Raw genomic sequence first — 19132 nt, 5'->3', positions numbered from 1 at the left:
CATATCGGTGAGGCGAGCTGGTGGCTTGGGACACCTGCTCAAGCCCCTTTTGCGAGCTGCAAGAGCCGCAGCCTGATAAAATGTCGTGGGCCGCCGAAACGATATTCGGCATTCGTCTAATTGAGTAGGCGCCCTAACAAAAAGGCCCCGCACTCTGGCGGGGCAGTTTCTTGCAGGCGAAAGTGCGGACGTCATCCAACTCTCGCAATCACGTACTTTATATGTGGCAGGGGCGGGTTCAACAAAAAAACCCCGCCGGAGCGGGGCAGTGGATCAAAGCATGATGGGACGCGAATAGGCCGCGTCAGGATTTTAATGCACAATGGCCATGACGGTTCCAACAAAAAGCCCGCCGGTTAGGGCGGGCTTTCAGTGACTAAGCTAGCATTGGCTTTAGCAAGTCGCCAGCTCGGGTTCCCAATGAGAATTGTGCGTTGAGAAAACGACGCTATCTTCTAGCGGAGCGTCCCTCTCCACGAGATCTGTCACCATCTCGACGAGCTTTTTTAACATCTCTTTGCCCTCGTCGCCGGATGCCTCCGACGCAAGGTAGAACACCCTAATAGCCCTATCTGCCGGGCCGGGAAGGCGTGCTTGAGCTTTCTCCCAGCGCGCGACCGTTTGATCGTCCACACCCAACAGGTCCGCAATTTCGGCTTGAGTGTAATCCATTTGTCCGCGCAGAAACCTAATAGCGCTTGGCGGAAGGAGCTTCTGCGAGGACACTAAGTTCATCGCAATTGCGCGCCAAAGACCATCCACGTTGTGAATGGTCACGTATTCGTCGCCATCCACTGTCTCAAGTTGATAGCCGTTAGCCAAGTAGATGTTTGGAAGCCCGCACTCCTTGTAGTGATAAGGCTTTTCGGCCGGCTCACTGTCGCCATGAAAAAAGAAATCGGGTTTGGTCATTTGGGGTCTTCCCACTCCACGGTCTTGATGAACAAACGTTCTGAGTTCATGACAATCGTCACAACCCCAACGTCGCGAAGTCCTTTCATTTTCTTACACATTTTCACTTTAATCTCACCGGGGTTCTTCCCGAGCTCGATCTGTCCTTTCACGTAACCCAAGCGTAGAACGTCGAACATCATCCTGTCGGTGATGTCCCTAAGTTCCATTCTGCCTTCAGCATGCGTCTCGTGTGTCTGCGCGCGCCAACTCACGTTTTTGGAGTCCTGCGCAAGTCGGTTGACCATCGCCTGGACATCTGAAGCGCGGGGCACGAGCGGCACAATCTTGGCCGGGTCCTGTTCACTCATGCGCCTATCAATATGATAGGTGAGTCTGAACAGTCAATGAATAGTTGACAGCAAAGTTCCGTGACATTATGGCGCTCGCCTTGAAACGGATGGTTCGTCTAACGCGTCCAGCACCGCATCCGCCTGCGGGAGATAGCTCTGCCACATAAACTTTCCCTCGAACTTGATATCCTCTGGATGACCGTCAAACCTGCATAGGGCTCGTGCTGCGAGTTCTCTGGCTGGTTTGGGTTTGAGGGCAGGTGTCATGGGCGCTTATTGCTCCGGATCGATCTTTGGTACCGGCAGCTCGGTTACAAATGCAACAAGTTGCTCCAGCCACTCCGCCACGGATGGCGGGACCGGCTTATCTCCAACGAACCAAGTGAGGACCTGCTTTTGTTGCAGTCCTACGATTTCAGCTAGCACGTTGGTCGGCCAACGAAGAATGACTAGGCACTCTCGGAACCGCGTGGGGGTCATCATTTTAGCCACCTCGAAGCTGTAGACATTGGTCGCTCCTGCGGCGAGACAAACGGCATTCAGAACCGTGTTCAGAGGAATATAGCGGTGAACGCTACGGCAGCAAGCAGGTGTCTTCCGTCAGATTTGTCGAAGAACGACTCCAGTGTTGACGATGCGGTAAACGTTCTCGCTGGCCAAGGTCACAGTCTCCCCGCCGACTAGATGAAATCGGGGATCGCTAGCCAATACAGTGACGTTCTTGATGCCAGTAGACTTCTGCGTTTGGTCGATGGTGACTACCACAACATAGTACTGCCCATCGTCGCCGATGCAGTGAAAGCGGTCTAACTCCAAGTCCATGATCTCGCTCCACCAACTGGTTGGGGCGCTAACGCGAGGTAGGTGCGGGGGTTCCAACACTTTGTTTGCCGTCAATGCGCGTTGCGCCTGTGTCGGCCAATCGCTTCCAGTGATCGCATCGCTTCTTGTCGAACCGCGTTACTATCGAAAAGGAGACCCTGATGAACACCGCCAACCTACAACTCGAAGGGCTGCTCATGGCCGTCGCTGCCGTCAATCAAGCGTTAGTGGTGAAGGGAGTGCTGACGACCGAAGAGCTTGATCACACGCTTGCTGTGACAGAGCAAACGGCAATGGGCGATGACAGAATGACCGAAGACATGGCACCCGCAAACCGGGACGCGGTCCTTTTTCCAGTTCGCCTGCTGCGCATTGCAAACAATATGGCGGGAGATCGGGATGTTCCGCCGTTCGCCGAACTGGCTAAGATGGTGGGAGAGACCAAGGGGCGTTACAACGATCAGGAATGACTATTTCGGAATTCTGGCTGCTTCTAGCGCTGGAGTGATCGTTTCGTCGGGGTCGTCTGGGAGCGGTACGTATCCTTGCCCCATCAGCCAATCGCCGAGAATGACATTGACTGCATCCTCGAGCGACATTTTGCCGAGGGGTGGATCATTGCGGTCGGCTATAAAGTTCTCAATGCCGTTTAATAGGTCTTCATCCAACCTTACTGAAGTCATGCTGATCCTGCCCCTTTGTTGTGCGGACGGGGTGGCGGACCGCCATCATGCGCGTAGCTGTTGGGCCCGGTGTCTGGCGCCTTGGGTGGGTTAGCGCCGCCTGGATGCGGGATACGGTCGTAGTGCTCTTCCGTCGCGGGATGAGGATCAGCAACCTTGGACTTCCCGGCGCTGTTCTCACCGACTATTACCTTGTTGCGGCTCATTTCTTGGCCAGCCTGTTTTCAACCTTGTCACGGCTGTTTCCAACTTCCTTTACCGCGGCCTTGACCTCCGACTTGGTAGCGCCGGTCTTCTGTGCTTCGTAGCGCACTTCGTGCTCCTGACCGCCGGCGACCTTCGAACGATCTGGTTTGGAGTTAGGCATTTTGTCTCTCCTCAGGTTCAGTGCATCACCTTTAATGTTTCGGCCGCGCATCGGTTGCGATGGTTCGATAGGAGTCCGCGCCCTAAACTCCGCGATGCCCTGCGCCTACGATATGCGCTGAGCGGAACAATGTGTGCCGCCGCTGGTTTCCCTGTTTCGTTGGGAGAGCTGGCATGGACCCGTACATTTCGGCATTTGACGTACAGCGCATGTTGATCGGCGATGCACCGCCGCTGTTTATGTTGGAGATCATCTTCAGAACGGCGGTTGTATATGTCTACACACTGTTATTGCTGCGCTGGCTCGGAAGCCGCGCAATAGGCCAGCTTTCTACGGTCGAGTTTTTGCTCGTAATCGCCTTGGGGTCGGCAGTCGGCGACGCAATGTTCTACCCAGAAGTCCCCTTGCTGCACGCACTCGTAGTGGTGACGCTTGTGGTTCTAGCCAACAAGGGGCTCGACCTATTATTGGCCCGCAACAGGCATGTTGAACATGCCATTGACGGCAAGCCGCAGGAGGCAATCCAACACGGGGTGATCTGTCCGGCAGTTTTGGCGGGCACGGCGCTGACCCAGCGCGAACTGTTTCAGCAACTTCGACAGCATGGAGTTGAGCAACTGGGGCAAGTGGAGCATGCGTACATCGAGACGGACGGCGTGTTGACGGTCTTCAAATCGGAAGACCCTAGAGCCGGATTGGCAATCGTGCCCCCTTGGGAAATCGAGGCGCCTACAGCGATTAATCCACGCGAGCACGGCAGCGACCTTGTGGCATGCAGGCGATGCGGCGTGGTGAGTGCGGGCGGGGCGCACGTGCCAGTTAACGACAGCTGTAAGCATGAGGCATGGGTGATCGCCCAACCATGACACGGGCCGTAGCGCAGCTATCCTTGCATCCAACGCTTCTTCAGTTCTCAAAACTATACCGGTCCCCGACAGCTCTCTGCTAGAAGCAGACTGCGTAAACCACAGCACTACGAAGTTGCCAGTAGTGCTCTCTCGATAGCGCTGCGCAGTTCGCTATCCGAGAATGGTTTGCCGAGGCGCTCGAACTTACCCCTATATTCCCCGGGCATCTCAGCGTACCCCGTGGCTACTAGAACCTTAAGGTCGGGGTTGCGCTCTCGCGCCCTCATGGCCAACTGGCCGCCTGACATTTTGGGCATGGCATAGTCCGTAATGAGAAGATCGACGTCTTCTCGCTTAAGCAGCGCCAAGGCTTCTTCGGCCGACGATGCCTCGAAGACCACGTGGCCAAGATCCTCGGCCATAGTGACCGTGTTCAAAAGGACGAGGAAGTCATCATCGACCACCAGAATTCGTTTGGGTGTACTCGCGGCAGAGGTAGTCATCGCTGCGGAAATCGACAATTCTGGTGTTAAGCCCGACGCCAACGGGAGCCATAGCTCCGCAGTAGTGCCATGATCTCTCCGACTCGTTAGGACAAAAGCGCCTCCAGATTGTTCGGCAAGGCCATGAACCATCGAGAGGCCCAGTCCAGTGCCCTTGCCAACTCCTTTGGTCGTAAAGAATGGCTCGGTCGCCTTGGCCAGAGTTTCTTCATCCATCCCTTCCCCGCTATCGGTGACCGAAAGGACGACATACTCGCCAGGTCGCAGTTTTCCACCATCCCGCGCTGTCCGGCGCTGCGCGGCAATTGCGATAGGACCTCCGGAAGGCATTGCATCACGCGCGTTGACCGCCAAGTTGAGCAACGCGGACTCGAGCTGCGTTCGATCCGTTTGGACGGGTGGCAGCGACAGCGGGAAGTTGGTGGTTACGAATATAGACGGCCCGAGAGCCCGCTCAAGGATGTCATTCATCCCCCGGACGCTATCGATGACGTCCACTGGACCCAGGGCCAGCTCCTGGCGTCGCGCGAAGGCCAACATTCTCTGGGTAAGTGCCGCCCCACGTTGAGCACCCTTTACGGCGTTGTCTAGGAAGGGTGAGATGCGTGGGTCAGCTTTCATCCTTCGCTGGGCAATTTCCAGACTTCCCAAGATAGCCATGAGCAGATTGTTAAAGTCATGGGCAATACCACCGGTCAACTGACCGATGGCCTCCATCTTCTGCGCCTGGAACAATGCCTCACGAGCCTGCTCCAGTTCCTTTTGGGTCTCCCGTTGCTGCGTGATATCGCGAGTTACTTTTGCGAACCCTATGAGGTCGCCGAGATCATTGTACAGCGCGTCGATCACCACATGGGCGTAGAACGTCGAGCCGTCCCTGCGCACGCGAGTTCCCTCTCTCTCGACGCTCCCCACAGTTTTCGCGATTTCTAGGTTTCGTTCGGGCTCGCCTTGGTCGCGGTCGTAATCGGTATAGAAACGGGAGAAGTGTTGCCCCACTATCTCCGCCTCAGCGTATCCCTTGATGCGTTCTGCACCGGCGTTCCAACTAGCAACTTTGCCTGTTGGATCGAGCATGTAGAGGGCATAGTCCGTCACACCTTTGACAAGGAGGCGGAACTGTTCTTCGCTCTGACGGAGGGCTTCTTCCCGGGCGCGGCGCTCTGTGAGATCGCGCGTGATCTTTGCAAAGCCAACGATCCTGCCCAGAGGGTCTACGATGCGATCTATGACAACATTTGCCCAGAAGCGCGTGCCATCCTTGCGGTATCGCCAGCCTTCTTCTTCGAAGCGGCCCTCAGCGGCTGCTTTAGCCAGATTGCGGCTGGGTGCCCCAGACCGCCTTTCTTCTTCGGAGTAAAACGTTGAAAAGTTCTGACCAATGATTTCCTGAGCTTTATACCCTTTGAATCGCTCAGCGCCGAGGTTCCAGTTCACCACCGTGCCCAGAGGATCGAGCATATATACCGCGTAATCGCTGATGGATTCGACCAACAGCTGGTAGCGCCCCTCGGCACTGCCGGAGGCCTCGAAGTTGCCCGAACTGATCATTTATCCCCCCGGATTACCCTTCAGAGGGCATCAACCACAAGAAACGCGCCGGGGGGAACTTGGTTCCATGTCTCACGGTAGGATTTGCTTGGCGCTTGCAGACTTCCAGACACTGCTATTCGACTGTTGGCCGGGATCGCTCCAACAGAAAGGCCTGACGGCAGAGACGTGCGCTTTCTCGGCTCACCAGCCACAAACGGGAGAGGGTCTTGTGGCGCGGGAAACCTCGTCACCGTCATTGTTGGTTGAGCCGTTGCAGGTGGCGCCCCATCGGAGTGAACGCTGCAGTTTAGAAACTTGCTTAGAAATCATAACCTCCCGCTCGCCTGGGCAAGTGAACTCATCCTTGCCATTGGTGGAGTTGAGCATTTCATGAGGTGGTTGTCGAATTGCCAAACTTGGCAGGGAACTGCAGAACATTACTGCGTTTGTTTTCGGTGAGATGCTCGATGCGCAGCACGGTTTCTATTACGTGATCAAGAAGCTGGCCGAGACATTGGTCAACGGCATTTTCAGTCCCGATGCCCTCACGGGCTGCCTCAAGATCGAACCTGACTTGGGTATAGTTCGTCATAATATTTATCGCTCCTAGGCCCCCGTGGACTACCAACCTCACGGCGATAAAGGGCACGATAAATGGAACGGTAAAAGTGTAACTTCCACAGGCTTGAGGACCGAAAGCAGGTCGAAGCTACTGATGATCTGGTGCGTGTCGTTGGAGAGCTGCGTGACCAGTTAGTGCACGTAGCGGCAAAGATGGGGTGAGGAGTGAGGCCGATCTCAATTCATTCCCGACTTTCGTCGTCATCGATTGGGCCAATGGTACCGTCCGGTTTCCGTTCTAGGTCCATCGTTATTGGCGCCTTGCGCGCATCTTCGCCTCTACCGGCATCTCGCTCTTGGATGAGATAGGCGAGATACAATCGAAGCCGGCCCGTAGCGGAATCCGCGTCGATTTCATCTCGTGTCGCGCTTGGCCGCCTTGCGTCCAACTAAGCGCCCATTTTCTTATAGTAGGCGTACAGGTCCGTAAGGGCCTTAATGGCTTCGTCGGTCGATTCCGCTTTCAGTTTCGCGGACACAGTGCCGGCATTGAAAAGCGAGATGGCCATATTCTCGAAAAGATTCTGGTGTTCGGCCTGGGTCAATTTCGGTTTCTCGCCGGCCACGCTGGCGCGAATATGCTCTGTAATTTGCTCAACGACCGGGCGCACCTCGCGGTCATAGATGATCCCCATCTGGCACAGGCGGCGGATGGCCTCTCCTCGCGATCGGATGCGGTTTTTAAACATCCAATCGTCGATCTCCTCCAGTTCGCTCGGGGTCATCATGGTGACTACCCTGTGGTCCTTGAGTTCTTCAGCCATCGGTTGACCTCGTGGGAAAACTTGCACAACTTTGCCAACACGAATTGACATGGCGTTCGATGCAGCGCAAGAATGTCAATGTTGGTAAACATGGTAAACTTGGAAAAGGGTAAATGGAATGGAAGCGATGCGACAAAGTCGCTTCGTGATGATGCTTACTGAAAGCGAAGATCAGGCAATCCAGAATTTTCGCTTCGCCAATCGCATCGGAACGAAGGCTGGCGCAGCAAGAACGCTCATCGAGCGAGGGCTTGCAGCCAATCACGAAAATGAAAAAAGCCCGGCAGAGGCGGCAACCTCTCCGAGCCATGGTTCCAACGATCCCCGATAAGGAAACGAATATGAACGAGAAAAACTATATTCCCTCGGAGCCCTCTCGTCTACCTGCACATATCGCGAACGCGCCTGTCACAATGTCCAGCCGCGAGATTGCTGAACTCACGGGCAAGCGCCACGACCACGTAAAGCGCGACATCGAAAAGATGCTTACCGACCTGGGCGAGGATATCCCCAAATTTGGGGGCATCTATCTCGACAGTATGAACCGCGAGCAGACCGAGTACATTCTGGATCGCGACCTAACCGAAAACCTCCTGCTGGGTTATAGCGCCCCGTTGCGGAGGAAGGTGCTGGCTCGTATGCGTGAGTTGGAGCGTTCAATTTCGTCCGGCCTGGCTCTGCCTGACTTTGCTGACCCAGTGCAGGCAGCTCGTGCGTGGGCAAATGAGCGTGAAGCGCGCCAGATTGCAGATCGAACCAAGGCGGAGATCGGCAGTCGCCGCGAAGCAACTGCCATGAACACCGCCAGCCAAGCGACTAAAAAGGCCAATGCACTAAAGCTTGAACTTGACCGCGCCCAGTCCTACGCAACCGTCAAGCGTATGTCGGCGCTCTATCACGATCAGCCATTCAACTGGCGCCTGCTCAAGCAGGCATCCGTTGAAATGGGGGTGCCGTCCATCGACATTTTCGATGCCAACTATGGGACAGTGAAGGCATACCACGCCGACGTGTGGCGCGAGGCTTATGCGCTGGAAATTCCGATAGAGGGGCAGGGCCCGGCATGAACCTCCCAATCCTCAATATGGTCGGGTGGACCATCGACGATTACGAACTTGCCTTCGCCGGCATCAGGCAAGTCAGTGAGGCGTCGCTCTGGCTGCAGAACCAGCCTCGGGCTTACAGCGAGGCCAAACTGCAATACCTGCCTGGAGCTGACTTCATTGTGCAGATTGGCGAAGACTGGTGCGGCAACATCATCAGCGACATCGTGGATAGCCTCCGGGCGATCCGCTTCGATGACGCAGAGCACGACGAGCGGCGCATCCTTCTGCTGATCCACTACGAGACGAGTTTCGGCTGCGCCTCAAGCCCATTAGCAGAAATCATCCAGATGGCGCTGGGACAATCGGTACGGCCTGCGGCCTGATAATCAGCTGACACAATAGAAAGCCCCGGTGGAATCGCCGGGGCTTTTGCATGTGCCGTGTGCCGTTTCATGTGCCATGGACCTGCCGTACCTCTCGGGAAAACCCCGGAAATGCAAGGAAATCGTCGGCACACAGATGGCACATAAGAGGCGACGTCTTGCGCTGAGAATGTGCGCTAAGGTTTTGATTTTTATCGGGAAATTTTTGGCTGGGGAACCTGGATTCGAACCAAGATTGACGGAGTCAGAGTCCGCTGTTCTACCGTTGAACTATTCCCCAGCAAGGGAGCCCGGAGGCCGGTGGCGCGGCTGTTGTTCGGCGGCGCGGGGTCTGCATAGACAATGCCGATTGAGATTGCAAGCGCCTGTGATGACTCTGTTGTGGGTGACGCTGGCATTGCGCTCGTCGCCCCCATGCACTACCGTCCAAAATGACACGTAATGAACAGTGCGTTCGGGCGCGACCGGTAAGGCCGGTATTGTCGACCGAGCACGACAGGAGACTATTGTGACCGATTCCGATCGGTCCGCCGCCGTATCTTCGCTTACCGAGGAGCCGGCGATCCGTGCCCCGTCCAGTCCAGGGCTGGCGGGGAGGGCAGGGGCAGGCGCGCCCAGGCCTCCCGCGGACAAGCGGACACCAGCCGCCACAAATCCGCGACGGCATCGCGGTCCGCTCTATGCCGCTCTCGATCTCGGTACCAACAATTGTCGATTGCTGATTGCGCGGCCGCATGACCACGGCTTCCGCGTCATCGACGGCTTTACCCGCATCGTGCGGCTGGGCGAGGGTGTTTCCGTAAAGGGGCGTCTCGGTGATGCGGCGATGGAGCGCACCATGGAGGCGCTGCGCCAGTGCCGCAACAAGCTGCGCGAGCATCAGCCGGCACGCATGCGGCTGATCGCCACCGAAGCCTGCCGCGCCGCCGAGAATGGCGCAGAGTTTCTGGAACGCGTGAAGGCGGAGCTGGGAATCGAACTCGAGATCGTTGATCGCCGCACCGAGGCCGAACTGGCCGTTACCGGCTGCGCCGACCTGATCGAGGCAACGGCGCAAGGCGCGCTGATGTTTGACATTGGCGGCGGCTCGTCCGAACTCGCCTGGCTCGACTTCCGCGGCGGACGGCCAAAGTCGCAAGGCCGCATGTCGGCCTCGATCCGCTCCTGGCAGTCGCTGCCGGTGGGCGTGGTGTCGATTGCCGAAAAGTTCGGCGGCATTGATGTGACGCATGACGTGTTCGAAGCCATGGTGTCCCATGTGTCGGAACATCTTCGACAGTTCCGTGGCCGCGAAAAGCTGCGCCAGATGATCGCGACCCACCCGGTGCATCTGATCGGCACGTCCGGCACGGTGACGACGCTGGCCGGGCTGCATCTCGGCCTTGAACGCTATGAGCGGCAAAAGGTCGACGGATTGTGGATGAAGCGCGACGAGGTCGATGAGACCATGAAGGTGCTGCTGGGCATGCCCTTTGAGCGCCGCGTGGCCCATCCCTGCATCGGGCGCGACCGCGCCGATCTGGTTTTACCCGGCTGTGCCATTTTCGAGGCGATCCGCCGCGAATGGCCAACGGAACGAGTGCGTGTGGCCGATCGCGGCCTGCGCGAAGGTATTTTGATTTCCCTGATGGACGCCGACCGGGCCCACAGCAGGGCGTCGCGCTATCCGCGGAGGAATGGCAATGGTGGATAAAGCTCTCGGCACCGGTGGGCGCAAGTCCGACAAGGACCTCAAGATTCGCGTCAAATCTGCGAAGGGGCGCAAGGTCTCCTCGACCAAATGGCTCGAACGCCAGCTCAACGACCCCTATGTCGCCCGGGCGCGCGCCGAGGGCTATCGCTCGCGTGCGGCGTTCAAGATTCGCGAAATGGACGAAAAGCACAAGCTGTTCCGCAAGGGCATGCGCGTTGTCGATCTGGGCGCTGCGCCCGGTGGCTGGGCCCAGGTGGCCGCCAAGGCCACCGGGTCGACCGAAGCAAATCCGTTGATCGTGGGCATCGACTATCTCGAAATGGACCCCATTGCCGGCGTCATCCTGCTGCAAAAGGATTTCACCGAAGATGACGCGCCAGCCCAGCTGATTGCGGCCATGGGCGGCAAGAAGGCCGATATCGTGATGAGCGACATGGCCTGGCCGACCACGGGCCACCGGCCGACCGATCACCTGCGCATCGTGCAACTCATCGAGATCGCCGCTGATTTTGCCATCGACGTGCTGGCGCCGGGCGGCACGTTCGTCGCCAAGGTGTTCCAGGGCGGCACCGAGCATGAATTGCTGCATATGCTCAAGCGCCACTTCAAGACCACCTTTCACGCTAAACCTCCGTCCAGCCGTCAGGATTCGGCGGAGGCCTACCTCATCGCCAAGGGCTTCAAAGGCGATGTGGCACGCGAGCCCAGACACGACGACGACGAAGAGTAAGCGCGCCAATAGGCCGCGGAACGGTTTGCCGCTTGAGGCATTCGAAGTTTGTAACGAAAGGAGTGTACATGGCCAGCAGCCGTAAGAACGACGACCGCATTCTCGACAAGGACGAGCGCGAACTCGTCGCCGAGACCCGTCACCCCAATCTGTCCGAATTGGACTCTGAAGGCCTTCGCTCGCTAGCACGCCGCTTGCGCGAGCGTCGTGATCGCGCTCAAGGACTGGATCGGCGTCAGCGCCGTTCGCAGCGCGGCGCTCAGTCCGATACCGGACCAAACGATAGTGGCAACCGCCAGAAGGCAGCAGCGCTGACCTCGGCCATTGCCCGCCTCAACAAAGAATATGCCCGCCGCGCTGACGCGTGAGGGGTCCAACGAGTGCTTTTGGCCGGGGTTCTGCCCCGGTCATTCCTTGTTGTTGACGAAGGCCACGTGCCCCGAGACATTGGAGCCGGCATTTGCGGGCAGTCTGAGATAGACCAGCCCGGCCAACGCGCTCAGCCCGCCGACCACGAAGAACGCGACCTGGAAATCGACCAGCGCCAGTTCCCCGCCGCGCAGATGGGTGCTCAGCTCCAGCACCGCACCAGCAATGCCTACGCCAAATGCGATGCTCAACTGCTGGCATACGGCGACGATTGCCGTTGCCTGGCTGGCCTCTTCGTCATTCACGTCGGCATACCCAAGTGCATTGGAGCCGGTGAACATGATCGAACGCAAAATGCCGCCGATCAGCAGTACGGTCATCATCACTGGCACGGACGTATCGGCGTCGAAAAAGCCGTTCACGCAGATCAACAGGCCACCAAAGGTCGAGGCGAAGCCCAGCATGCGCGGAAAGCCGAAGCGGGCATAGACGCGCTCGGCAATGAACTTGCTCATGATCGCGCCAATGGCCGACACGAAGGTGATGGCGCCCGACTGAAACGGATTGAGCCCAAAGCCAAGCTGCAGCATCAACGGTAACAGGAATGGCACTGCACCCACCCCAATGCGGAACACCGAGCCGCCAATGATCGAGGCGCGGAACAATCGATGACGGAGCAGGGCAGGATCGAGCAGCGGATATTTGGTGCGCTTGGCGTGCAGCAGATAGAGAATGCCCGAGGTTACGCCGATGGCGATGGTCAGATAGCCATAGAGAATCGGCAACGCCGGCAGACTGACCACCGACAGGCCGAACACGCAGCCGGCAAACGCTATGCCGGCAAGGATGAAGCCTACGACGTCGATGGGGCGGGGGTTCCGCTCATCTGGCACCTGCAGGTAGATGCCCGCCAGAATGATGCCAGCGATGCCGATGGGAATGTTGATCCAGAAAATCCAGTGCCAACTCAGATAGGTGGTCAGAAAACCGCCGATCAGCGGGCCGGTGACGGGGCCAAGCAGGGCAGGCACTGTCAGCCACGCCATGGCCGACACCAGTTCGTTGCGCGGGGTCGACCGCACCAGCAGCAGGCGGCCGACCGGCGTCATCATCGAGCTGCCGATGCCCTGGAAAAAGCGTGAGGCCACAAACGATTCGAGCGAGAACGAGAACGAACACGCGAGCGAGCCGAGCATGAACACAAAGATCGCCAGCCGAAAAATATTCTTGGCGCCGAAGCGGTCGGCCATCCAGCCGCTGATCGGAATGAAGATGGCCAACGCCACGAAATAGGCGGTCAGCGCCAGTTTCAGCGCGATGGGATCGGAGCCGATGGCGGCCGCAATTGCCGGTAGTGAGGTGGCAATAACGGTCGAATCCATCTGCTCCATGAACAGGGCGACCGCCAATATGAGCGGAGTGACTCGAATGAAAGACATTGGACCGGGAATCGACTGCGACAGAAAACGCGCTGACTATTCTATGAACCTCGACGCTGGCCGTGGAAAGTCGAAACCCAGACTGTGCGTCCGTTACTGCCGGTTGAGCAGAAACAGTTTGTCGTCCTTGCCCGATGTCAGGTCGAAACTGCCACCTTCGCTGTTCTCGTCTTCCCCACAGCCCACTTCCGACATGCGGATGTAGCCAACATTGGCAAGATTGACGAGCACGCTGCCGCCCGGCCGTTTGCTGACCAGAATGCCGCCGCCGTCGCATTCAACGCCACACCACATGTTCTGGCCATAGGGCATGCAGGTTCCGGTGGTGACGCCCTGTTTGCCGCCACGCAGCGCCGCCTGCAGCTCGAAATTGACCTGACCCTCAAGGGCCGGGTCGAAGATCTCGTAGCTGACCGCCAACTGCATCGCCGTCACCAGCTGGTCGGGGTGCGCTGCAAGATGGGCTGCGTCATAGTTACGCGACCAGGTAATGCTGGCACCATCGACCGGCGCGATGAAGCTGTCGAGCTCACCGGCTGTTGCGCCCTGAGCCAGCGCCAGACAGAGCGCGGCTGCCACGATTATCCGTCTATTCATCTGAGTCATCCTTGCTATGCGCCAAGGGAGCCCTCGCCCCCTATGCAACGCCTGATGCCGGTGCTATTTACCCTCGCCAACCTGAACCCAGCGTGAAGCTGCCCGGTTCAAACTCCAACATTTCTGATCTGATCAGAAGGCAGGAAAGGTCTGGCCTTGGCAAAGATTATTACCACGATCACCGGCGACTCGGCGCTCACCTTTGATGACGTGCTGTTGCAGCCCGCGCGCTCCGACATCCTTCCAACGGAAACTGACATTTCCACCTATGTCACCAAGGACATAGCACTCAACCTGCCGATCATCTCCTCGGCCATGGATACCGTTACCGAAAGCGCGATGGCGATTGCCATGGCCCAGGCTGGTGGCCTCGGCGTCATCCACAAGAACCTCACTGCCGAAGAGCAGGCCGAGCAGGTCCGCCAGGTCAAGAGCTTCGAATCCGGCATGGTGGTCAATCCGATCACCATCGGTCCTGACGCCACGCTGGCCGACGCCCTGTCGCTGATGCAGTCCAATCGCATCTCGGGCATTCCAGTGGTCGAGAACGGCGGCAAGGGTGGCCGCGCCACCGGCAAGCTGGTCGGCATTCTCACCAACCGCGACGTGCGCTTCGCGTCCCATCCGGCCCAGCCGATCCGCGAACTGATGACCTATGAAAAGCTCATCACCGTGCGCGATGGCGTCTCCAAGGATGAAGCCAAGGTGCTGCTGCACAAGCACCGCATCGAAAAGCTGCTGGTGGTCGATGCCGACTATCGCTGCACCGGCCTCATCACCGTCAAGGACATCGAAAAGGCCCAGCTCAATCCGAATGCTGTCAAGGACGCGCAGGGCCGCCTGCGCGTTGCTGCCGCCTCTACCGTTGGCGATGCAGGCTTTGAGCGCTCGCTGCAGCTGATCGACGCCGGCGTCGACCTTCTGGTCATCGACACCGCGCACGGCCACTCCGTGCGCGTCGCTGAAGCCGTCGAACGCGTCAAGCGCGAGAGCAACGGCGTACGCATCGTCGCCGGCAACGTCGCCACCGCCGAAGCCACCCGCGCGCTCATCGAAGCTGGCGCGGATTCGGTCAAGGTCGGTATCGGTCCAGGCTCGATCTGCACCACCCGCATCGTCGCCGGTGTCGGCGTTCCTCAGCTCGCAGCCGTCATGGCCTGCGCCGAGGAGGGGGCCAAGCACGGCGTTCCTGTCATCGCTGACGGCGGAATCAAGTTCTCAGGCGATATGGCTAAGGCATTGGCCGGTGGCGCTTCTTGCGTCATGGTCGGTTCGCTCTTGGCCGGTACCGACGAAAGCCCCGGCGAGGTTTATCTCTACCAGGGCCGCTCCTACAAATCCTACCGCGGCATGGGTTCCGTCGGCGCCATGGGCTCCGGCTCCGCCGACCGCTACTTCCAGCAGGACGTCCGCGACCAGATGAAGCTGGTTCCCGAAGGCATCGAAGGTCAGGTGCCTTACAAGGGCGCAGCCGGCGCCGTGCTGCACCAGCTCGCCGGTGGCCTTCGCGCCTCCATGGGCTATACCGGCGCCCACAACCTGCAGGACTTCCGCGACAACTCAGTCTTCGTAAAGATCTCCGGCGCCGCCCTGAGCGAAAGCCACGTTCACGACGTGACCATCACGCGTGAAGCGCCGAATTACCGTAGCGCAAGGTAGGGTTTTTGAGGGGATGCCCCCACCTAACCTCCCCCTGATAGGGGAAGGAATTCCATCGGGTTTGCCGCTATATTTGACCAATCACCGGCCAAGTCCCTGCCCCTATCAAGGGGAGGCTAGGTGGGGGTATCCCAAACAAGAACTCTTCAAGCCTCAACCCCACCCAACAAAAAACCCGCGGATCGCTCCGCGGGTTTTTCTATTTCTGAGGCTTAGCCCAAGCGGCGCTTGGCCTTGTCATTATAGGGGTTCTCGCTGCCCCCGCGCACCCAGAGCCGGATCGGCGTGCCCCTGATATCGAAGGCTTCACGCAGCCCATTCACCAGATAGCGCTGATAGGCCATCGGCAAAACTTCGGGGCGCGATGCAAAGAGAATGAAGCTTGGTGGCCTTGTCTTGGCCTGCGTCATGTAGCGCAACTTGAGACGGCGGCCGGACACTGCCGGGGGCGGATGGCTCTCGACCATGCCGGACAGCCAGCGATTGAGCTTGGCGGTCGACACGTGCGAATTCCAGCTGCGCTCGATGGCGAAGATGGCGTCCATCAGCTTGTCGATATTCTTGCCGTTAAGGCCCGACAGGGTCACCAGCGGAACGCCGCGCAGCTGTGGCAGCAGGCGCTCGCATTCTTCACGCAGCACCTTGAGTGCTTCGTTCTTGTTCTCGATCAGGTCCCACTTGTTGAGTGCGATCACCAGGGCACGGCCCTCGCGTTCGACCAGATCGGCCAGCGCCAGATCCTGCTTTTCAAAAGGGATCGTTGCGTCGAGCATCAGCACGACGACTTCGGCATACTGGATCGAGCGCAGGCTGTCGCCCACGGCCAGCTTTTCCAGCTTCTCGGTAACGCGGGCGCGGCGACGGATACCGGCGGTATCGACCAGGTTGATCACCCGGCCTTCCCATTCCCACGGCACCAGAATGCTGTCGCGGGTAATGCCGGCCTCGGGACCAACCAGCACGCGCTCTTCACCAACCATGCGGTTGATCAGCGTCGACTTGCCAGCGTTTGGGCGGCCGACAATGGCCACGTTGAGGTAGCGCTTGGGGTTCCAGCGCAGGGTCGCCTCGTCGCCTTCACCCTCGAGCATGTCCTCGGTGATGTCGACGTCGACTTCGGGCATCACGTCGAGATCGGCGATCTCGCTGCCTGCGGATTCGGCTGCCTTGCGGTCGATAGTCGCCGAAACGATCGAATAAAGCTCGGAGAGGCCCAGGCCGTGTTCGGCGGACAGCGCGATCGCTTCGCCAAAGCCGAGTTTGAAGGCTTCCACCAGCCCGGCTTCCGCCGCGCCGCTTTCAGCCTTGTTGCCAACCAGATGCACGTCCTTGCCAGCCTTGCGCAGCACCTGCGCAAAGCGCTGGTCGAGCGGAACGACGCCGGCACGGGCGTCGATCATGAACAGGATGACGTCGGCTTCCTTGATCGCCAGCTCGGTCTGCTGGCGCATGCGGTCTTCAAGGCTGCCGTCGGTCACGTCTTCATAACCAGCCGTATCGAGAATACGGAATTTGAGGTCGGCAATGCGTCCTTCGGCTTCGCGGCGGTCGCGTGTCACGCCGGGCGTGTCATCGACAAGGGCGATTTTGCGGCCGACAAGGCGATTGAACAGTGTGGATTTGCCGACGTTAGGACGACCGACGATAGCAACGGTGACGGTCATTCTTTTGGTGTTCCGATCAGGGTCAGGCGAAAGCGGCCGCTATTGCGCGGCCGGCTCAGCTTCAGTTGGTGCAGCAGGGGCGTCCGTAGCGGGCGCAGGTGCAGCCGCTTCAGGGACGACTTCGGCAGGAGTTGCCGCGGCAGGGGTCTCGGTAGCAGGAGCCTGTGGGGCAGGGGCCTCCACGGCAGGTGCGTTGATCACTGGCGCGACCACGTCGTCGAGCGCCGGGATGTTGTCATTGACGATGGCGTCGATTGCCGTAGCGGCAGCTTCGGCATCGGTGGTGTTCTCGGCAATCGCGCCCTGCGACAGCAGTTGGGCCAGATAATAGCCCATGCGGTTGCGCACGGTGCTCTGGCTCATGCCATCATTGAGCACGGCTTCAAAGCTGGCCTGCGCCGCGTCGAAATTGCCGGCCTTGTATTGTGCCAGGCCCAGCGCTTCGCGCGCTGCATTGCGCATCGGGCTGCCTTCGGCGGCAATGCTTCCAACGCGCGATTCGACGTCAGACAGGGTGCCATTGTCGATCAGCAGGTTGCCGGCAAGCACCAGAGCCAGTTCACGCAGATGCGCGTTGGACTGGTTGTTGGCCAATGCGTCATAGGCGGCAACGGCTTCGGTGGTCTGGCCTTCCTTGGCCAGCACGCCCGCCTTGCGGAATTCCGCCAGCACTGGATAGCTGCCCGAACCGTCGGCAATCACCTTGTCGAGCTGGGTCTGAGCGGCGGCGAGATCGCCGCCCTCAATCAGATCGAACGCCGCATAGAGCTCGTCAGAGGACGAAGCGGCGTTATTAGAATGATACCACGTCCAGCCCTCATTGACCGCAACGAGCGCCACGACAGCCACAGCGGCGCCGATGACATAAGGCGCAAAACGCCGCCAAAAAGCGCGCATACGGTCGCTGCGCAGCTCTTCATCGACTTCGCGGAAAATATTGTCCTGGGACATGGCCTGCCTAAAGGTCGGAACGTGAATTGCGCGCACGTTTAGCATGGCTCCCCGGGAAAGCAAATGCGCGGGAACGCTGGAAAGGCCGCGTTCCCTAAGAACAATGGGACCTTTCCGGTTCTGCGCTCTGCCGATCAGCGAATCCCCGGCCCAATTCGGTCGGGCACTCGGCCAAAGCGCTCAATCCGCCCGGTATGTCTGCGCCACCGCGCCGCCTGGAAATGCCTTGGAGTCCACAAGCTTCAGTCGCATCGGCGCGGCGAGTTCGGAAAACAGAGGTTGGCCCTTGCCCAGCGCCACTGGCGCGACCAGCAGCACGAACTGATCGACCAGCCCCTGCGCCACCAGACTGCGTGCAAAGCTTGCGCCGCCATGCGCCATGATCGGCTTGCTGTCTTGCGCCTTCAGTTTCCCGATTTCATCGGCCAGAGCGCCGCCGGCAACATAGGCATTGGCCCAGCTGTCAGCGCCGACCTGCAGTTTTGCGTCAGCTCCCAATCGGGAACGTGCCGCCTCCAGAGCGATGTCTGTGCTCACACCATCAAGGATTGCCGATCCCTGTCGTGAAAACACCGCCTTGGGAATCTGATTCATCGGCGGCGCGAACTGGTCGGTGCTGGTCTGCCAGTAATTCGCCATGGTGCTGAAGCTCTTGCTGCCCATGATGTGGAGGCCCGCCGTTCCGATCGTCTCGACGCTCCAGGCCTTGGCCTCCTGGTCGGTGCCGATCATCCAGCGGTTCGAGCCTTCGAGGTCGCTCACAAAGCCATCGAGCGAAATGCTCATCTTCAAGATCAGGTCTCTCACAGTATCCTCCTGTGGTTTCCCTTCAACGACGAGCCGGGCGGCAAGGTTCAGACAGCCCGCGGCAGATTATTTCGCCATCTGCCTATTCGATCCGCGTCTCGTAATCGGCCAACGCGCCTATGATCGCCGCATCACCCGCAAATTCGCTTCGCAACCGCGCCAGTTCGGCATCCGTCCCGGTGCAGTTGAGCGCCAAAGCCTCGTCGATCTGCTTGGCTCGCTCCGCGTCATAGGCCTCCTCTCCGCGGAAGTGATCGCAGATGTCGCGCTTTTCGATGAACGCCCGAACCTCTCCGGGCAGAGCGGCAGTGCCCTCCGCCAGGGCAGGGATGGCGCAGCTTGTAGCGACGAGAGCTGCGACTATGTGAGGGCGCATTGGCGGCATCCTGAGAAAGCAGTCTTCCCAGCA

At 59.0% G+C, this 19132-nt stretch carries 23 protein-coding genes and 1 tRNA gene; 9 read left to right on the top strand and 15 right to left on the bottom strand.

Annotated features, from left to right (window positions below):
- Positions 1 to 393: 393 nt before the first annotated feature.
- The 3 genes from ABIE28_RS10140 to ABIE28_RS10130 form a co-directional block, all read right to left on the bottom strand.
- Positions 394 to 912, bottom strand: coding sequence for a helix-turn-helix domain-containing protein (locus ABIE28_RS10140; RefSeq protein ID WP_354062542.1), 519 nt, complete (start codon positions 910 to 912; stop codon positions 394 to 396).
- Positions 909 to 1262, bottom strand: coding sequence for a hypothetical protein (locus ABIE28_RS10135; protein WP_354062540.1), 354 nt, complete (start codon positions 1260 to 1262; stop codon positions 909 to 911). The genes ABIE28_RS10140 and ABIE28_RS10135 overlap by 4 nt, the downstream gene beginning before the upstream one ends.
- A 582-nt stretch (positions 1263 to 1844) precedes the next feature.
- Complete coding sequence (locus tag ABIE28_RS10130; protein WP_354062538.1) at positions 1845 to 2066, bottom strand: hypothetical protein; 222 nt, start codon at positions 2064 to 2066, stop codon at positions 1845 to 1847.
- Between the two features lie 161 nt (positions 2067 to 2227).
- Between ABIE28_RS10130 and ABIE28_RS10125 the strand changes: the two genes are divergently transcribed.
- Positions 2228 to 2536 (top strand): hypothetical protein, encoded by a 309-nt coding sequence (locus tag ABIE28_RS10125; RefSeq protein ID WP_354062536.1) that lies wholly within the window; start codon positions 2228 to 2230, stop codon positions 2534 to 2536.
- Here the strand turns inward: ABIE28_RS10125 and ABIE28_RS10120 are convergent, their stop codons facing one another.
- Positions 2537 to 2749, bottom strand: a complete 213-nt coding sequence (locus ABIE28_RS10120; protein ID WP_354062535.1) for a hypothetical protein — start codon at positions 2747 to 2749, stop codon at positions 2537 to 2539.
- Positions 2750 to 2951: 202 nt separating this feature from the next.
- A complete protein-coding gene (locus ABIE28_RS10115; RefSeq protein ID WP_354062533.1) occupies positions 2952 to 3116 on the bottom strand; it encodes a DUF3606 domain-containing protein in 165 nt (54 codons plus the stop codon).
- A gap of 173 nt (positions 3117 to 3289) precedes the next feature.
- Here ABIE28_RS10115 and ABIE28_RS10110 point away from each other — a divergent pair, with 173 nt between their 5' ends.
- A complete protein-coding gene (locus tag ABIE28_RS10110) occupies positions 3290 to 3982 on the top strand; it encodes a DUF421 domain-containing protein (RefSeq protein WP_354062531.1) in 693 nt (230 codons plus the stop codon).
- A gap of 107 nt (positions 3983 to 4089) precedes the next feature.
- On the opposite strand, the gene ABIE28_RS10105 is transcribed toward ABIE28_RS10110, so the two are convergent.
- From ABIE28_RS10105 to ABIE28_RS10095, 3 genes are all read right to left on the bottom strand, one after another.
- Positions 4090 to 6018: a hybrid sensor histidine kinase/response regulator gene (locus ABIE28_RS10105; RefSeq protein ID WP_354062529.1), complete on the bottom strand. Its 1929-nt coding sequence runs from the start codon at positions 6016 to 6018 to the stop codon at positions 4090 to 4092.
- A 370-nt stretch (positions 6019 to 6388) separates the two neighbouring features.
- Positions 6389 to 6592: a hypothetical protein gene (locus ABIE28_RS10100; protein ID WP_354062527.1), complete on the bottom strand. Its 204-nt coding sequence runs from the start codon at positions 6590 to 6592 to the stop codon at positions 6389 to 6391.
- A 418-nt stretch (positions 6593 to 7010) separates the two neighbouring features.
- Complete coding sequence (locus ABIE28_RS10095; RefSeq protein ID WP_354062525.1) at positions 7011 to 7385, bottom strand: hypothetical protein; 375 nt, start codon at positions 7383 to 7385, stop codon at positions 7011 to 7013.
- A gap of 118 nt (positions 7386 to 7503) precedes the next feature.
- On the opposite strand from ABIE28_RS10095, the gene ABIE28_RS10090 reads away from it, so the two are divergent.
- Genes ABIE28_RS10090 through ABIE28_RS10080 form a run of 3 tightly spaced genes read left to right on the top strand, consistent with a single transcriptional unit; the run spans position 7504 to position 8814 of the window.
- The gene (locus ABIE28_RS10090) at positions 7504 to 7716 is read left to right on the top strand and encodes a hypothetical protein (protein WP_354062523.1); all 213 of its coding nucleotides are present in this window, start codon (positions 7504 to 7506) and stop codon (positions 7714 to 7716) included.
- A 10-nt stretch (positions 7717 to 7726) separates the two neighbouring features.
- Positions 7727 to 8452 carry a Rha family transcriptional regulator gene (locus tag ABIE28_RS10085; protein WP_354062521.1) on the top strand — a complete coding sequence of 242 codons (726 nt, stop codon included), beginning with the start codon at positions 7727 to 7729 and terminating at the stop codon, positions 8450 to 8452.
- Positions 8449 to 8814, top strand: coding sequence for a hypothetical protein (locus tag ABIE28_RS10080; protein ID WP_354062519.1), 366 nt, complete (start codon positions 8449 to 8451; stop codon positions 8812 to 8814). The genes ABIE28_RS10085 and ABIE28_RS10080 overlap by 4 nt, the downstream gene beginning before the upstream one ends.
- Before the next feature lie 206 nt (positions 8815 to 9020).
- On the opposite strand, the gene ABIE28_RS10075 is transcribed toward ABIE28_RS10080, so the two are convergent.
- Positions 9021 to 9094: transfer RNA gene (locus ABIE28_RS10075), tRNA-Gln, on the bottom strand.
- A gap of 228 nt (positions 9095 to 9322) precedes the next feature.
- On the opposite strand from ABIE28_RS10075, the gene ABIE28_RS10070 reads away from it, so the two are divergent.
- The 3 genes from ABIE28_RS10070 to ABIE28_RS10060 all read left to right on the top strand — a co-directional run bounded on the left by ABIE28_RS10070 (position 9323) and on the right by ABIE28_RS10060 (position 11605).
- On the top strand, positions 9323 to 10507 hold the full coding sequence (locus ABIE28_RS10070; protein ID WP_354062517.1) for a Ppx/GppA phosphatase family protein: 1185 nt from the start codon (positions 9323 to 9325) through the stop codon (positions 10505 to 10507).
- Entirely contained in the window at positions 10497 to 11237 is a 741-nt protein-coding gene (locus ABIE28_RS10065) for an RlmE family RNA methyltransferase (RefSeq protein ID WP_354062515.1), read from the top strand. The genes ABIE28_RS10070 and ABIE28_RS10065 overlap by 11 nt, the downstream gene beginning before the upstream one ends.
- Positions 11238 to 11305: 68 nt before the next feature.
- Entirely contained in the window at positions 11306 to 11605 is a 300-nt protein-coding gene (locus ABIE28_RS10060; RefSeq protein ID WP_354062513.1) for a hypothetical protein, read from the top strand.
- Between the two features lie 39 nt (positions 11606 to 11644).
- On the opposite strand, the gene ABIE28_RS10055 is transcribed toward ABIE28_RS10060, so the two are convergent.
- Complete coding sequence (locus tag ABIE28_RS10055; protein WP_354062511.1) at positions 11645 to 13045, bottom strand: MFS transporter; 1401 nt, start codon at positions 13043 to 13045, stop codon at positions 11645 to 11647.
- A 93-nt stretch (positions 13046 to 13138) separates the two neighbouring features.
- Entirely contained in the window at positions 13139 to 13642 is a 504-nt protein-coding gene (locus tag ABIE28_RS10050; RefSeq protein WP_354062509.1) for a hypothetical protein, read from the bottom strand.
- Between the two features lie 156 nt (positions 13643 to 13798).
- Here ABIE28_RS10050 and guaB point away from each other — a divergent pair, with 156 nt between their 5' ends.
- The gene (gene guaB, locus ABIE28_RS10045; protein WP_354062507.1) at positions 13799 to 15301 is read left to right on the top strand and encodes an IMP dehydrogenase; all 1503 of its coding nucleotides are present in this window, start codon (positions 13799 to 13801) and stop codon (positions 15299 to 15301) included.
- A 212-nt stretch (positions 15302 to 15513) separates the two neighbouring features.
- Here the strand turns inward: guaB and der are convergent, their stop codons facing one another.
- The 4 genes from der to ABIE28_RS10025 form a co-directional block, all read right to left on the bottom strand.
- Positions 15514 to 16965, bottom strand: a complete 1452-nt coding sequence (der, locus tag ABIE28_RS10040; protein WP_354062505.1) for a ribosome biogenesis GTPase Der — start codon at positions 16963 to 16965, stop codon at positions 15514 to 15516.
- A gap of 39 nt (positions 16966 to 17004) precedes the next feature.
- The gene (locus ABIE28_RS10035; protein ID WP_354062503.1) at positions 17005 to 17916 is read right to left on the bottom strand and encodes a tetratricopeptide repeat protein; all 912 of its coding nucleotides are present in this window, start codon (positions 17914 to 17916) and stop codon (positions 17005 to 17007) included.
- Between the two features lie 180 nt (positions 17917 to 18096).
- Positions 18097 to 18723: a dihydrofolate reductase family protein gene (locus ABIE28_RS10030; RefSeq protein WP_354062501.1), complete on the bottom strand. Its 627-nt coding sequence runs from the start codon at positions 18721 to 18723 to the stop codon at positions 18097 to 18099.
- A gap of 82 nt (positions 18724 to 18805) precedes the next feature.
- Positions 18806 to 19099: a hypothetical protein gene (locus ABIE28_RS10025; RefSeq protein ID WP_354062499.1), complete on the bottom strand. Its 294-nt coding sequence runs from the start codon at positions 19097 to 19099 to the stop codon at positions 18806 to 18808.
- Positions 19100 to 19132 lie beyond the last annotated feature (33 nt).

This window comes from Devosia sp. 2618, assembly GCF_040546815.1.
Lineage (GTDB): Bacteria > Pseudomonadota > Alphaproteobacteria > Rhizobiales > Devosiaceae > Devosia.
This window is presented reverse-complemented; position numbering and strand designations above follow the sequence as displayed.

What these genes read in the sequence shown, in the direction of transcription:
- ABIE28_RS10140 (WP_354062542.1), bottom strand. Translation starts at nt 912, where the DNA reads ATGACCAAACCCGATTTCTTTTTTCATGGCGACAGTGAGCCGGCCGAA.
- ABIE28_RS10135 (WP_354062540.1), bottom strand. Translation starts at nt 1,262, where the DNA reads ATGAGTGAACAGGACCCGGCCAAGATTGTGCCGCTCGTGCCCCGCGCT.
- ABIE28_RS10130 (WP_354062538.1), bottom strand. Translation starts at nt 2,066, where the DNA reads ATGGACTTGGAGTTAGACCGCTTTCACTGCATCGGCGACGATGGGCAG.
- ABIE28_RS10125 (WP_354062536.1), top strand. Translation starts at nt 2,228, where the DNA reads ATGAACACCGCCAACCTACAACTCGAAGGGCTGCTCATGGCCGTCGCT.
- ABIE28_RS10120 (WP_354062535.1), bottom strand. Translation starts at nt 2,749, where the DNA reads ATGACTTCAGTAAGGTTGGATGAAGACCTATTAAACGGCATTGAGAAC.
- ABIE28_RS10115 (WP_354062533.1), bottom strand. Translation starts at nt 3,116, where the DNA reads ATGCCTAACTCCAAACCAGATCGTTCGAAGGTCGCCGGCGGTCAGGAG.
- ABIE28_RS10110 (WP_354062531.1), top strand. Translation starts at nt 3,290, where the DNA reads ATGGACCCGTACATTTCGGCATTTGACGTACAGCGCATGTTGATCGGC.
- ABIE28_RS10105 (WP_354062529.1), bottom strand. Translation starts at nt 6,018, where the DNA reads ATGATCAGTTCGGGCAACTTCGAGGCCTCCGGCAGTGCCGAGGGGCGC.
- ABIE28_RS10100 (WP_354062527.1), bottom strand. Translation starts at nt 6,592, where the DNA reads ATGACGAACTATACCCAAGTCAGGTTCGATCTTGAGGCAGCCCGTGAG.
- ABIE28_RS10095 (WP_354062525.1), bottom strand. Translation starts at nt 7,385, where the DNA reads ATGGCTGAAGAACTCAAGGACCACAGGGTAGTCACCATGATGACCCCG.
- ABIE28_RS10090 (WP_354062523.1), top strand. Translation starts at nt 7,504, where the DNA reads ATGGAAGCGATGCGACAAAGTCGCTTCGTGATGATGCTTACTGAAAGC.
- ABIE28_RS10085 (WP_354062521.1), top strand. Translation starts at nt 7,727, where the DNA reads ATGAACGAGAAAAACTATATTCCCTCGGAGCCCTCTCGTCTACCTGCA.
- ABIE28_RS10080 (WP_354062519.1), top strand. Translation starts at nt 8,449, where the DNA reads ATGAACCTCCCAATCCTCAATATGGTCGGGTGGACCATCGACGATTAC.
- ABIE28_RS10065 (WP_354062515.1), top strand. Translation starts at nt 10,497, where the DNA reads ATGGTGGATAAAGCTCTCGGCACCGGTGGGCGCAAGTCCGACAAGGAC.
- ABIE28_RS10060 (WP_354062513.1), top strand. Translation starts at nt 11,306, where the DNA reads ATGGCCAGCAGCCGTAAGAACGACGACCGCATTCTCGACAAGGACGAG.
- ABIE28_RS10055 (WP_354062511.1), bottom strand. Translation starts at nt 13,045, where the DNA reads ATGTCTTTCATTCGAGTCACTCCGCTCATATTGGCGGTCGCCCTGTTC.
- ABIE28_RS10050 (WP_354062509.1), bottom strand. Translation starts at nt 13,642, where the DNA reads ATGAATAGACGGATAATCGTGGCAGCCGCGCTCTGTCTGGCGCTGGCT.
- der (WP_354062505.1), bottom strand. Translation starts at nt 16,965, where the DNA reads ATGACCGTCACCGTTGCTATCGTCGGTCGTCCTAACGTCGGCAAATCC.
- ABIE28_RS10035 (WP_354062503.1), bottom strand. Translation starts at nt 17,916, where the DNA reads ATGTCCCAGGACAATATTTTCCGCGAAGTCGATGAAGAGCTGCGCAGC.
- ABIE28_RS10025 (WP_354062499.1), bottom strand. Translation starts at nt 19,099, where the DNA reads ATGCGCCCTCACATAGTCGCAGCTCTCGTCGCTACAAGCTGCGCCATC.